We start from the raw sequence: 13,368 nt of genomic DNA on the forward strand, positions 1-13,368 counted from the left end.
AAAGAGATGAGCGGAACGGACGACGCCATCGAGACATGGGAGATATCGGAGGGGGATTTCCCTTCCGGCGGGTCCATGCGGGAGAGACTCTCCTTCCTGGTGAACTACGCCGTTCTTGCGCCGTCGAGCCACAATACCCAGCCCTGGCTTTTCAGCATCGGGGAGGCCGGTGTGGACCTCCTCGCGGACAGGACGCGCGCCCTTCCAATAGCAGACCCTGACGACAGGTCCCTGACCATAAGCTGCGGCGCGGCCCTCTTTAATCTTTTTATCGCAGCGCGGCATTTCGGGCTTGATGTCTCAACTACGCTCCTTCCCGATGAAGCCACACCGGACCTTCTCGCAAGTATCTCGGTCAGGGGGAGGAAAGCTCCAACTGACGAGGAGAGCAGGCTCTTCGGCGCGATAAAGGCGAGAAGGACCAATAGGATGCCTTTTGATAAGAAAGCGGTCAGAAAGGACCTCATAGAGAAGCTCAAGAAGGCGGCAAGGTCGGCGGGGGCATGGCTCCATATCGCCGAGAGCATGGATGAGAAGGAGAGGATAGCCGCGCTCGTCGCCGAGGGGGACAGGATACAGGCGGCCAACAGGCAGTTCCGGCGGGAGCTTGCCGCGTGGATACACCCGAACCGGAGCCGGAGCAGGGACGGCATGCCTGGGTACGCCTTCGGCATGGGCGACCTCGCGTCAAGCGCCGGTCCCTTTCTCATCCGCACCTTCGACTGGGGCAAGGGCCGCGCGGCAAAGGATAAGCAGCTAGCATCGGGCTCCCCTCTCCTGGCTGTCCTCGGCACAAAGGGAGACTCTGCGGGGGACTGGCTCGTTGCCGGCATGGCGCTTTCGAGGGTCCTCCTCCTTGCCCGGTCCGAAGGCGTCTGGGGCTCGTATCTCAACCAGCCCATAGAGGTGGCCGAATTGAGGCCCAGGCTCGGCGAGCTTGTCGGAGAGGGATTTCCGCAGCTCCTCATGAGAATGGGCTACGGCCCCGGAGTGCTCCCTACCCCCAGACGCCCCGCAAACGAAGTGATCCTTTGATATTCACGGCCAGCGGTCGGCATATCTCCCAACCTCCCCTTTTCTGGCATACTCTAATCATGGATGCCATTCGTACACCTTGAATCCTAAGGGGGGATAAAATGGGTCTATTAAGGCTTGAGCGGACAAAAAACCTTTTAAGGGAGATTTCCGGGACGCTCAAATCGAGCGCCACTGTCCGGGCGGCTTACGGAAAACCGGTGAGGACCCCGGACCGGACGATAATACCGGTTGCGAAGGTCACTTACGGCTTCGGCGGCGGGGGCGAGGCGGAAAAAGGAGTTGAGAAAGGCAACAGGAAGGCCGAACGGGAAGAAGGCGGAGGAGGCGGGATGATGGTAAGGCCAGTCGGGGTCATCGAGGTCACCGGCAAAAAGACCCGCTACATACCCATCGGCTTCAGGGCGAGGCTACTCTTCTTCCTGGCCGCCGGTTTCCTTTCGGGCTGGGCCTTCTCGCAGAGGCATCACGCACACCAGGCACACGCGGAGAGGTAGGCTACTTCCAAGCTCGCGCATCGGGCCCCGGCCCGATGCGCTTTTTTCTCTTTTGGAGCCTTCGACCTACTTTTCAGAAATTTCTATCATATCTATTTCGGTAGAACCCGCGCCCTTTTCCTTTATCTCTTTGAGCGCGCGCTCGGAATCGCCCGGCTCAAGGTCCACTCCCTTGACCGCGTCCAGAAGGACCGTGACCTTGAACTTCATCCCGAGGGCGTCGAGCGTGGTCTGCCTCACGCAGTAGTCCGTCGCAAGACCCCCGACGTAAATCTCGGTTACTCCATCGTCTTCGAGGATTTCCACAAGGCGCCTTCCCTTCTCGTCATGGCCGTCAAACGCAGAGTAATTGTCCGCATTCGGCGTATCGCCTTTTGAGAGGACCAGTGCGTCTTCAGGGACTTCCAGGTCAGGATGGAATTCCGCGCCCTTTGTGCCCATCACGCAATGGGGCGGCCATGTGCCGCCGAATTCCTTGAAGTGGATGGTCACGGGCGGGTGCCAGTCGCGTGTTATGTAGACTGGGAGCCCGGCTGACTTGAAGAGCCTTATGTACCTGTTTACGACAGGGACTATCCTGTCCCCCTCTGGCACGGCGAGGGCGCCAGATGGGCAGAAATCGTTCTGCACATCGGCTATGACAAGCGCCTTTTTTCCGCGTCTTTTTTCCTGCATAAAGAGAGAATAACAGGTTATGGGGCGGTGTCAAGGAAGCGAAGCTCTTGACTTTTCGAGCTTTTTTGCCGCATGGGGGTTGCAAAAACATCGCTTTTGTTTTATTCTTTTCTATGCGTCCGGGGCTTCTCTCCGCCGGGGGCGCAAGCCAATGGACATAAGGAGGCCTTGATGGTCGTAAAAAGGATACATGCCCTTCTACTCGCTTTCGCCGTCCTCTTCACCATGCTCGCTGGCGCCGCATCCGCAGAGCCGTCCAAGCTCTACAAGCACGAGCTCGATAACGGGCTTACCGTGATAATAGAGGAAGAGCACTCGGCCCCGGTAGTCTCGATTCAGATGTGGGTGCGGGTCGGGAGCGCGGACGAGCCGGACCGCTTAGCCGGTATCTCCCACGTATTCGAGCACATGCTCTTCAAGGGCACGGAGAAGAGAAAGGTCGGCGAGATAGCCGGGATAATCGAATCCGTGGGCGGCGACATAAACGCGTATACCTCATTCGACAACACCGTCTACCACCTGACAGTCCCGAGCCGCCATTTCCCGACCGGGCTTGACGTCATAAGCGACGCTATACAGCGCTCTGCCCTGGACGAGGGGGAGCTCGCGAAGGAGCTCGAGGTCGTCCTCGAAGAGATACGGATGAACGAGGACAATCCCGGCAGGAGGCTCTTCAAGTCGGTCCTCGGCACCGCCTTCGAGGTCCACCCGTACGGGAGGCCGGTCATCGGCTCAATCGAGACCGTAAAAGGCCTTACGAGGAAGGACATGGTCGAGTTCTTCGGGAAATGGTACGTCCCGAAGAACATGGTGCTCGTCATAGTCGGCGACGTCGACCATGGCGAGGCGCTCAAGGAAGTGAAGGCCGCCTTCAAGGATATGAAGAAGAAGTCGCCGCCAAAGCGGAAGAGGCCGGCTGAACCCGCGCAGAAGGGGCTTCGGACTGACGTCTTCACAATGCAGGTCCAGGACGCACGGGTCGGCATGGCATTTCACATCCCGCCCGTAAAGGACGAGGACACCTATGCTATAGACGTCTTCCAGATGGTACTCTCCGGGGGCGAGACATCGAGGCTCTACAGGAAGCTCAAGATAGAAGACGAGCTCGTTCACAGCGTCTCAGGCTACGCCATGTCTCTTAGGGACCCTGGCATATTCTTCATCACATCCGTACTTGAGCCGGAGAAGGCCGAGAAGGCCGTCGGCGAAACCCTGGACATAGTCGAGAAGCTCACTTCCGAGGGGCCGGACCACCAGGAGCTCCAGAAGGCCAAGTTCAATCTCGAGAGCGACTTCGTCTACTCGCGCGAAACGATGGACGGGCTCGCAGGAAAGCTCGGCTACTTCGAGGCGACGCTCGGCGACCTCGATTACGAGAAGAAATACATTGAAGGCATAAGGAAGGTGTCGGCCGAGGACGTAAAGAGGGTTGCGCGGGAGTATTTCACGCCCGGCAACATGACGGTAACCGCCCTCCTTCCTGCCGCAAAGAAGGACGCGCTTACGAATGAAATGATCGCCGCCTCGGTGAGCGCCGCGGCTGAAAGGGCGAAAGCCGAGGCCGCGCGCGAAATAAGGAAAGAGGAGCGGACCACCCGCTTCGAGCTTGAGAACGGCATAACATTGATAATAAAGGAAGTCCACTCGAACCCGACGGTCGCCTTTTACGCGGCCTTCCCCGGCGGCCTGAGGTTCGAGGATGAGGCCAAAAACGGCATCGGGAACTTCACGGCCGGGATGCTTACCATGGGAACGGTAAAGAGGACCAGGGAAGAGCTATCGCGCGAGATGGAGGAGATGGCAGGAGGCGTGGGCGGCTTCTCTGGCTGGAACTCGACCGGAGCATCCGGCAAGTTCCTCTCGATCTTCTTCGACAAGGGTCTGGGAATGCTCGCGGACGTGCTCCTCAACCCGACGTTCCCGGAAAAAGAGATAGAGAAGCTAAGGGCAGACACCCTTGCCGCCATACAGAGGCAGGAGGACAACCTGCCCGGCTATACCTTCAAGCTCCTTTACCGCGAGCTCTTTTCCGCCCACCCCTACGGCCTGCCGGTCATAGGCACGAAAGAATCGGTAAGCTCGATTAAGAGGGATGACCTCGTAAGGCACCACATGGAGTTCTTCGCGCCAGGGCGCATGGTGCTTACGATCGTCGGAGACGTGGATACCGGCCAGGCCCACGAGAAGGTCAAGGCCCTTTTCGGGGGATTCAGGAACGATGCGCCTCCCCTGCCCGCGCCTCCTGAAGAGCCAGCAAGGAAGTCGATTGAGTCGACCGGGGCCGTAAAGGAGAAGGAGCAGGCCCATGTCGGGATAGGCTTCCTCGGAACCACCATAACCGGCGAGGACAGCTACCCTCTCCGGGTAATGACGGAGGTGCTCTCCGGGCAGGGCGGCAGGCTCTTTGTCGAGCTAAGGGACAGGAAATCGCTCGCGTACAGCGTGAGCGCCTTCTCGAGGGAGGGCGTAGACCGCGGCATCATCGGGGCGTATATAGCGACAGCGCCGGACAAGAAGGACGAGGCCCTGAAGGGCATACTGGCCGAGTTTGAGAGGATAAAGACGGAGCCGGTCACGAATGAGGAGCTTAACAGGGCGAAGCGCTCGATAATCGGGAGCTACGAGATAGGCCTCCAGTCCGTATCGAACCAGGCCTCGGACATGGCAAACAACGAGCTCTACGGCCTCGGATACGATTTCCACAAGGAATTTCCCGGAAAGATAGAGGCCGTAACAGCCGAGGACGTAATGAGGGTTGCGAAAAAATACCTGGACCTCGATTCCTACGCCATATCGGTCGTGGGGCCGGAAGCGGCGGTAAAGGATTGAGAAAGGTGGGCGCGGAGTGATACGCCGCGCCACAGTTCCTGTTTTGTTTCGAAAAACACGGGGCATAAGGCGTTGCGAGCATAAGGCTGGGGGAAGGGCGAGCGCGGCGAGGGAGAGGAACTCAACCAAGGGCCGAGCGAGGAGGATGGGGGAGGGTAGCGAGAGCCTTATGCCCAAAAAAGCGCGGCAGCGCGCAAAAGGCCTTTCACGACGGAGCTTGCATACGAGATTCTTCGCCGCTTAGCTCCCTCAGAATGACAGAACACCGAACATTATCGGTTCCCCAAAGAAAGCCCGGCATTTTTGCCGGGCTTTCTTTTTAAGTACGATTGCAGTAGCTTCAGGGCATCCATACGTACATGAACTCCATGCCGAACCTTCTGGTAAGCCCTGTATCGATGTTCACTATGCTTATCCCTGCCTTCGGCGGCTCGGCAAGGGAGTAGATGTTGTGCTTATACGCCCTCGGCGCGGCGTAAGTTACGACCTTTGCCTCTTTTATGCCGGCGGCCTCCTTTGCGGCCTCTATCGCGTCATCGAGATAGCCTATCGAATCGACGAGCTTATGCTCGAGCGCCTGTGACGCGGTCAGTATCCGCCCGTCCGAGATGGCCCGGAGCTCCTCGCGGGTGAACCTTCCGGGCCTGCCCTCGATGACCTGGTCGAGGAACCTCTCGAAGAGGCCGTCTATGACCGCCTGCAGGACCCTCCTCTCCTCCACTGTCATGGGGCGTATGGGCGAGCCCAGGTCCTTCATATCGCCCGATTTAACGGTCTGGTTTGTTATGCCGAGCTTCTCCATGAGCCCGCTCGCGTTGACGCTCAGAGCGACTACTCCTATGCTCCCGGTTACTGCCGTGGGCTGGGCGATTATCCTGTCCGCCGACGAGGCGATGTAATAGCCTCCCGAGGTCGCGAGGTCCATGAGGCCGGCAACGATCGGCACCTTCTTCTTCTCCTTAAACCTCTTTATCTCGTGGGCGATGATATCGCTCGTCGTAACCGAGCCGCCGGGGGTATTTATCCGGAGCACGACGGCCTTTACCCTTGGGTCCGCAGCCGCGAGCTCAAGCTCCTCCCTTATCCGGGCCGTGAGGTTGGGTTCGGTCTCAAATCCCAGCACCCCTCCGGGCTTCTCGTCCGTGAGCATCCCCGATATGTCGAGGAGGAGGACCTTGTCGTCGCCCTTCCCTCCGACGACCTTCTCGGAAAGGGGGCCGGGCCCCGGAAGCGTAATGAAGACGCACCCCGGCACGAGAATGAGAAGGAATACGAGAAAAAGGAATGACCGCTTCGGCATCGGCGCGCCCCACATAGCGTTGTAAATACTCTGGATAGTATATCGGTACATCAAAAGAGGTCAAGGAAGAGAAATGTAAACGGCTATGGAGGCAGCGCGGGAAGCCGACCTTATAATCCCGGAATCCCGCAAAAGGTTGCGGAAAACTGCAATATTCTCTTAGGCTGCTCAAAAAGCTCCAGAGCGGAGCATATTTGATAAATATGTGAGCATTTTTATTACCGGACTGACACGGAGTCCGGGGAAAAGATCAATTTTTAGAGATTGCCTCAGGTCATCTTGCCCATCTTGGTAAGGAAATGCCCGACAGCTACCCTGAGCATGGCGCTCAAGTCCCAGTCCTGGCCGAGCTTTTCCCTGTACTCGGCGGCCATCTCCTCGAGGGCCTCTATCTGCTCCTCTTCGAGGGTGACCGTCACCTCCCGGAGCTCCTCCTCATGGCCGTGGCCCCCGCCGTGTCCGTGCTTATGGTCGTGTCCAGAACCCATATCAATTCTCCTTAAGGCACCGGCTTCCTGTTCTTTACCTTGCTCAAGCCCTCTTCCTTCTCGGATGCCTTTGAGCTCTTTATGAGCTTCATCTTTTTCGCCATGTGCCTGTTTATGATGGCGAGGACCTCTTTCGGGTCGTCGGTTATGTCGATGTAGTCCAGGTCCTCGGGGTCGATGGTCTTGTGCTTGAGCATCGTGCTCTTTATGAAGTCCATCAGGGGCTCCCAATACTCCCTGCCGAAGAGTATGAGGGGAAAGGGGTATATCTTGTGGGTCTGGATGAGGGTGAGCGCCTCGAAAAGCTCGTCAAGAGTACCGAAGCCGCCGGGCATACAGACGTACCCGATGGCGTACTTCACGAACATGACCTTCCTTGCGAAGAAGTATTTGAAGTGGAGGGCCCGGTTCTGGTACCTGTTCGGCTTCTGCTCCCTCGGTAGCGTAATATTGAGCCCTATCGAGAGGCCGCCGTCCTGGGCCGCGCCCTTGTTGGCCGCCTCCATTATGCCGGGGCCGCCGCCGGTTATGACCGCGTAGCCGTTCTTCGAGAGGAGCCTTGAGACCTCAACGCACTGCTTGTAATATTTCTTGTTGTTCTCAATCCTCGCCGAGCCGAATATGGATACCGCCGGGCCGACGTCCGAGAGCTCGTCGAACCCCTCGATGAACTCGCTCATGATCCGGAAAACTCGCCACGTCTCCTTGCCCTTGAGGTCCTCTACCATTCCCGGCTACTCCCATTCGATGGTTGATGGAGGCTTGGAGCTTATGTCGTAGACGACGCGGTTTACGCCCCTCACCTCGTTTATTATCCTTCCGGATACGCGCTCAAGGACGCCGTACGGGAGCCTCACCCAGTCCGCGGTCATGCCGTCCACGCTCTCTACCGCCCGGAGGGCCACGGTGTTCTCGTAGGTCCTCTCGTCGCCCATTACGCCCACGGTCCGCACGGGCAGAAGCACTGCAAACGACTGCCACATCCTAGCGTAGAGGCCCGCCTTTTTTATCTCCTCGAGCACTATGGCGTCCGCTTCCCGGAGTATGCCGCACCTTTTTTTCGTGACCTCGCCGAGTATCCTTATGGCGAGCCCGGGGCCGGGAAAGGGCTGGCGATTCACTATCTCCTCTGGCATGCCGAGCTCTTTTCCCAGGAGCCGCACCTCGTCCTTGAAAAGCTCCCGGAGCGGCTCGACGAGCCCGAGCTTCATCTTCTTAAGGAGACCGCCGACGTTGTGGTGGCTCTTTATGGTGGCGGAGGGGCCCTTGAACGAGACGCTCTCTATGACGTCCGGGTAGAGCGTGCCCTGCGCGAGGAACTTTACATTCCTAATCCCCTTGGCCTCCGCCTCGAAGACCCTCACGAACTCGCCGCCTATTATCTTCCTCTTCCTCTCGGGTTCGGTTACGCCCTTGAGTTTCTTAAGGAAACGCTCGGAGGCGTCCACCCTCCTGATGTTCATGTGGAAACTCTTCTTGAGGGTCGCCTCGACCTTGTCTGCCTCGCCTTTCCTGAGCACGCCGTTATCCACGAATATGCATACGAGGCGGCTCCCTATGGCCCTGTGGACGAGGAGCGCGGCCACGGCAGAGTCAACTCCGCCGCTTATGCCGCAGACCACCTTTGCGTCCCCGACCTTCTCGCGTATCTCCCTGACAGCGCCTTCTATGAAGGAACTCATGGTCCAGACGGGCTTGCAGCCGCATACCTTGAGGACGAAATTCTTTAATATGGCCTCGCCCTTCGGCGTATGCGCTACCTCGGGGTGGAACTGGACCCCGTAGATAAGCCCTTTGCTATCGCGCATGGCGCAGATGCCGGAGTTGCCGCTTGCGCCTATGGAGACGAAACCGGGCGGGAGCTTCCTTACCTTGTCGCCGTGGCTCATCCATACCCGGACAGGGCCCTTGCCGAGCCCCCTGAAGATGGCGTCGGGCTTTTTAATCTCAAGGTCTGCTGCGCCGTACTCCCTTTTCCCGGACCTCTCGACCTCGCCGCCCAAAGCCTTCGCGGTAAGCTGCATCCCGTAGCAGATGCCGAGAAGGGGGACCTTTAGTCCGACGAAAAAAGACTTGGGGAGGACGGGCGCGCCCTTGTCATACACGCTCGAAGGGCCGCCGGAGAGGATTATGCCCCTGGGATTGAACTTCCTTATGAAATCCGGGCCGCAGTTATAGGGGTGTATCTCGCAGTAGACCTTTGCCTCCCTAACCCTCCTCGCTATGAGCTGGGTGTACTGGGAGCCGAAATCGAGTATCAGTATCTTCTGGGAATGTATGTCCATTTTCAATTACAGGCCGATAACGACCCGAGCCAGCCTGGGAACGGCAAGGGGCGACGGCTTTAGACCTCCTGCTTGTAGTTTGGGGCCTCTTTGGTGATGGTCACGTCATGCACGTGGCTCTCCCTCAAGCCCGAGGGGGTTATCTTCACGAAACGCGCCTTCCTGTGGAGCTCTGCAATGGTCTTTGCCCCGCAGTAGCCCATGCCGGCCCGTAAGCCGCCCACGAGCTGGAAGATGGTGGCGGCAATGGGCCCCTTGTGGGGGACCCTGCCCTCAATGCCCTCGGGAACGAGCTTAAGGTCGCTCTCAACATCTTCCTGGAAGTATCTGTCCTTGCTGCCTTTTTTCATAGCCTCAATCGAGCCCATGCCCCTGTAGAGCTTGAAGGTCCGGCCCTGGTAAAGGATGGTCTCGCCGGGGCTTTCATCGGTCCCGGCAAAGAGGCCGCCTATCATGATCGAGTCCGCTCCTGCTGCCATGGCCTTGGTGACGTCCCCGGAATACTTTATGCCGCCGTCAGATATGACGGGTATGCCTTTTTTCCTCGCGACCTTAACAACGTCCGCGACCGCCGTTATCTGGGGGACTCCTATGCCGGTGACTACCCTTGTCGTGCAGATGGACCCCGGCCCCACGCCGACCTTTATGGCGTCGACCCCGGCCTTTATGAGGGCCTCGGCGGCCTCGGCTGTCGCCACGTTACCGGCTATGAGCTGGCAATTGAAGCTCTTCTTGGTGGACCTTACGGCGTCGAGAACGCCCTTACTGTGGCCGTGCGCGGTATCGATTACTATAACGTCCACGCCTGATTTCAGGAGGGCGTCTATCCTTGCTTCCCTGTCAAACGAGACCCCGACGGCAGCGCCGACCCTGAGCCTGCCCTGCCCGTCCTTGCAGGAATTGGGGAACTTCTCCCGCTTAACGATGTCGGTGACGGTAATGAGGCCCTTGAGCCGCCTTTTGGAATCCACTACCGGGAGCTTCTCTATCCTGTGCTTGTGGAGTATGGCCTTGGCCTTTTCTATGGCGATGCCGTAGGGCGCGGTTATGACGTCCTTCGTCATTATCTCGGATATCTTCCGGGACGGGTTCGTCTCGAAGCGGAGGTCCCTGTTCGTGAGTATGCCCACGAGCACGTCGTCCTTCACGATCGGGAATCCGGAGATGTTCTCCTTTTTCATTATCTCGAGGGCGTCGGCGACGAGCTGGTCAGGGCTAAGCGTGAGCGGCTTTGTGATGACGACCGACTCGTATTTCTTTACCTTGTCGACCATCGCCGACTGCTCGTCTATAGAAAGGTTCTTGTGTATCATGCCTATGCCGCCTTCGAGCGCTATGGCTATGGCCATCCTCCACTCGGTCACGGTGTCCATTGCCGCGCTTATGAGGGGCATGTTGAGCTTAATTTCGCCCGTAAGCCTCGTCGAGATGTCGACGTCCCGCGGGAGCACCTGCGAGAAAGCCGGCTCCAGGAGCACGTCGTCAAATGTAAGGGCAGTCCTTACCTTGATTGATTCCATCTATTTAAAACCTCCTCCCATTTCATAAGGAAGCCGAAAGCTCCCTTACTGATACTTTATGGAACTTACGCCGGGCTTGAGCCTGTCGATGATGATGCCTTCGAGGAGTCCGGCGTCGCTTACCCTCGCCTCGTTGAAACCGAACGCCCCCATTACAAGGAGGGTTATCGCGGTCCCGGGTATTATAAGGTCCTCCCTCCCCTTCTCAAGCGAGAGTACCTCTTCGCGCTCTTTAAGCCGGAGGCCCGAAAGCCTTCTCAGGATTTCGGCAACCCTCTCTTTTTTGAGCGTGTGCCTGTTTATCCTGGACCTGTCGTATTCCTTGAGGTCCTGGTCTATGGAAGCCAGGGTGGTTATGGTGCCTGCGGTGCCCACGAACTCGGCCCCGCTTCTACCCGAATACTCCCCGGGGTCGACTCCGTCCGCCCTCATGCGGGCCTTGAGGTCGTTTATCGTCTTAAGGGCCTCCCCTGCGACGAGCGCAAGCTCGCTTTCAGCAGGAGGATCGCTCTTAAGATACTTTTCGGTTAAATGGACGACCCCAAGCTCCATCGACCACGCGCCTATTTCGACCCCGTCAGACGAGGCAATGAACTCGGTCGAGCCGCCGCCTATATCCATAACGAGCTTCCTGCCATTGGTCCCGTCCAGGACCGAAAGCACTCCCAGGAGAGAGAGGCGCGCTTCCTCGTTCCCTGATATGACGGTCACGTCGATCCCCGTCCGCCTCTTTGTCTCGTCGATAAACCAGCCGCGGTTCACCGCCCTCCTTACAACGCTCGTTGCGAAGGCCATTACGGCTGAGACGCCTTTTGAGTCTATCTCGTCCTTAAACTCCTTGAGGGCCGAGAAAGTCCTCTCGGCGGAGGCGGCGTTTATCCCTGATTCTTCCTTATATCCGCCGCCGAGCCTCGTTATTTTCCTTTTGTAGACCAGAGGCCGGAGGTCCCTGCCGGAAGGCTCCGCTATAAGGAGCCTAAGGGTATTCGTCCCTATATCAATGGAGGCGTATCTCATGGACGTCAGCGCCTGTCCTGTTCCGTTGCTATTGAGAGCCTTTCCGCTCCGGCTTGCCTCGCGTTATCGAGGACGTTCACCACGACACCGTGCCTTACGCCTCTGTCGGCCCTTACTATCACAGTCCTTTCGCTATCGTGGCCGAATGCGGCCTTGAGGGCATCTTGAAGGCCGTCCATCCCAACGGCCCTGCCGTTTAATGTAATCTCCCCGATTTCGCTCACGGCCACAACCGCCCCCTTGCCCGGTTCGGCTTCAGAGCTTATTGCCCTCGGGAGCTTCACCTTGAACGAGTCGGTCATGATGAGCGGGGTCGTGACCATGAATATGACGAGGAGCACGAGCATCACGTCCGCAAGAGGCGTGATGTTTATCTCCGAGATGGTCCTCTCGTTACCTTGCCTCAGTTTCCAGCCCATGCCTGCCTATGGGGTCCGCGAACTCCGAGGCGCACGACTCGAGGTCGAGCATGCGCCTGGAGGCTGACCTGACGAAAAGATTATACGCAACCACCGCCGGGACGGCCACGAAAAGCCCCGCAGCGGTCGCTACCAGCGCCTCGGCTATGCCGTCGGCGACGGCCGCCGGACCAGCGCCGTCCGTTACTGCAAGATCGCTGAAGGCGTGAATTATGCCGAGGACCGTTCCGAAAAGGCCTATGAATGGGGCGGTAGAACCTATAGTGCCGAGGATTCCCAGATAGCGTTCAAGCCGTGAGAGCTCCCTCCTTCCGGCAAGCTCCATTGCCTCCGCGACCTCCTCCTTCCCTTTCCCCGACCTCTCGAAGCCGGAAAGGAGTACCGGGGCAAGCGGCGAGCTATTAGCCTTGCACATCTGGTAGACAGCGGATATGCCGCTTTCACGGGCCGCCCTCTTGAGGGCAGGGAAGAACTCCTCGACGCCCCTTGAGAACTTCCTGTGCGCCCAGGCGCGCTCTAATATTATGGCTATGGAAAGGACGGAAAGGAGCGCCAGGACGGCTACGGTCATTCCGCCCTTTTGCATGAGGCCGATGAATGAGAGGTCTTCGAACACTTGGTAAGTTATCTCTCCGAACGCGTCTTTTCGGCCTGAGGCGCACTCTCTAGCGCGTCCGGGCCAACATAGTTCCTGGTGTATTCGATATAGTTCTTAGCCGACCTCAATATCCGGGCTTTTTCCTCGGGCTTAAGCTCCCTCACGACCTTCGCTGGCATCCCGAGAACGAGCGAGCCTGGAGGGACTTTCGTCCCCTCGGTAACGAGCGCCCCGGCGCCGACGATACAGTCCTCCCCTATCTCGGCCCTGTCGAGCACTATCGCGCCCATGCCGATAAGGCACCTGTCCTTTACGGTGCAGCCGTGGAGCACCACGCTATGTCCGATAGTGATGTCGCTTCCGATTATGAGCGGGCAGGTGTCCTTGGTGACGTGGAGGGTGGAGTTGTCCTGGACGTTGGTCCTGTCGCCGATCCTGATATAATTGACGTCGCCCCGGACCACGGCATTAAACCAGATGCTCGAGCCCTCGCCTATCCACACGTCCCCTATGACCTGGGCGCTCTCCTCCACGAATACGCTTTCATGGAGTCTGGGCCATATCCCCTTGTAAGGCTTGAGCATTTCCAACCCCGCGGAAAAAAGCCTGGTAAATTCTATTAATATACCAAAAAAGACCGGGAACCACAAAGGGAAAATGGGTCCTCGCCGGACTGGCAATTGCACCTGCACGCTTTATTGTAGC

13 protein-coding genes are annotated in these 13,368 nt (G+C 58.2%); 3 read left to right on the forward strand and 10 right to left on the reverse strand.

What is annotated here, in order from left to right; genetic code table 11:
• Positions 1–6 precede the first annotated feature (6 nt).
• Together K8I01_02045 and K8I01_02050 are read left to right on the forward strand one after the other, a co-directional pair.
• A complete protein-coding gene (locus tag K8I01_02045; protein ID MBZ0219205.1) occupies positions 7–1,035 on the forward strand; it encodes a nitroreductase family protein in 1,029 nt (342 codons plus the stop codon).
• A gap of 101 nt (positions 1,036–1,136) precedes the next feature.
• Positions 1,137–1,532, forward strand: a complete 396-nt coding sequence (locus tag K8I01_02050) for a hypothetical protein (GenBank protein MBZ0219206.1) — start codon at positions 1,137–1,139, stop codon at positions 1,530–1,532.
• Between the two features lie 66 nt (positions 1,533–1,598).
• Here K8I01_02050 and K8I01_02055 read toward each other — a convergent pair whose 3' ends face one another.
• On the reverse strand, positions 1,599–2,207 hold the full coding sequence (locus K8I01_02055) for a nicotinamidase (protein ID MBZ0219207.1): 609 nt from the start codon (positions 2,205–2,207) through the stop codon (positions 1,599–1,601).
• A 171-nt stretch (positions 2,208–2,378) separates the two neighbouring features.
• Here K8I01_02055 and K8I01_02060 point away from each other — a divergent pair, with 171 nt between their 5' ends.
• Complete coding sequence (locus K8I01_02060; protein MBZ0219208.1) at positions 2,379–5,036, forward strand: insulinase family protein; 2,658 nt, start codon at positions 2,379–2,381, stop codon at positions 5,034–5,036.
• Positions 5,037–5,376: 340 nt separating this feature from the next.
• Here K8I01_02060 and sppA read toward each other — a convergent pair whose 3' ends face one another.
• The 9 genes from sppA to K8I01_02105 all read right to left on the reverse strand — a co-directional run bounded on the left by sppA (position 5,377) and on the right by K8I01_02105 (position 13,247).
• Positions 5,377–6,336 (reverse strand): signal peptide peptidase SppA, encoded by a 960-nt coding sequence (gene sppA, locus K8I01_02065; GenBank protein ID MBZ0219209.1) that lies wholly within the window; start codon positions 6,334–6,336, stop codon positions 5,377–5,379.
• A 269-nt stretch (positions 6,337–6,605) separates the two neighbouring features.
• Positions 6,606–6,824: a hypothetical protein gene (locus K8I01_02070; protein MBZ0219210.1), complete on the reverse strand. Its 219-nt coding sequence runs from the start codon at positions 6,822–6,824 to the stop codon at positions 6,606–6,608.
• Positions 6,825–6,835: 11 nt separating this feature from the next.
• A complete protein-coding gene (locus tag K8I01_02075; GenBank protein ID MBZ0219211.1) occupies positions 6,836–7,552 on the reverse strand; it encodes a TIGR00730 family Rossman fold protein in 717 nt (238 codons plus the stop codon).
• A 6-nt stretch (positions 7,553–7,558) separates the two neighbouring features.
• Entirely contained in the window at positions 7,559–9,109 is a 1,551-nt protein-coding gene (gene guaA / locus K8I01_02080) for a glutamine-hydrolyzing GMP synthase (GenBank protein ID MBZ0219212.1), read from the reverse strand.
• Between the two features lie 59 nt (positions 9,110–9,168).
• A complete protein-coding gene (guaB, locus tag K8I01_02085) occupies positions 9,169–10,629 on the reverse strand; it encodes an IMP dehydrogenase (protein MBZ0219213.1) in 1,461 nt (486 codons plus the stop codon).
• A gap of 45 nt (positions 10,630–10,674) precedes the next feature.
• Positions 10,675–11,646 carry an exopolyphosphatase gene (locus K8I01_02090; protein MBZ0219214.1) on the reverse strand — a complete coding sequence of 324 codons (972 nt, stop codon included), beginning with the start codon at positions 11,644–11,646 and terminating at the stop codon, positions 10,675–10,677.
• Positions 11,647–11,651: 5 nt separating this feature from the next.
• Positions 11,652–12,065 carry a biopolymer transporter ExbD gene (locus K8I01_02095; protein ID MBZ0219215.1) on the reverse strand — a complete coding sequence of 138 codons (414 nt, stop codon included), beginning with the start codon at positions 12,063–12,065 and terminating at the stop codon, positions 11,652–11,654.
• Positions 12,040–12,651 (reverse strand): MotA/TolQ/ExbB proton channel family protein, encoded by a 612-nt coding sequence (locus tag K8I01_02100; protein ID MBZ0219216.1) that lies wholly within the window; start codon positions 12,649–12,651, stop codon positions 12,040–12,042. The genes K8I01_02095 and K8I01_02100 overlap by 26 nt, the downstream gene beginning before the upstream one ends.
• Positions 12,652–12,689: 38 nt before the next feature.
• Positions 12,690–13,247, reverse strand: a complete 558-nt coding sequence (locus K8I01_02105) for a gamma carbonic anhydrase family protein (protein MBZ0219217.1) — start codon at positions 13,245–13,247, stop codon at positions 12,690–12,692.
• Positions 13,248–13,368: the final 121 nt, after the last annotated feature.

The organism is Deltaproteobacteria bacterium, assembly GCA_019912665.1.
GTDB lineage: Bacteria > Desulfobacterota > GWC2-55-46 > GWC2-55-46 > GWC2-55-46 > UBA5799.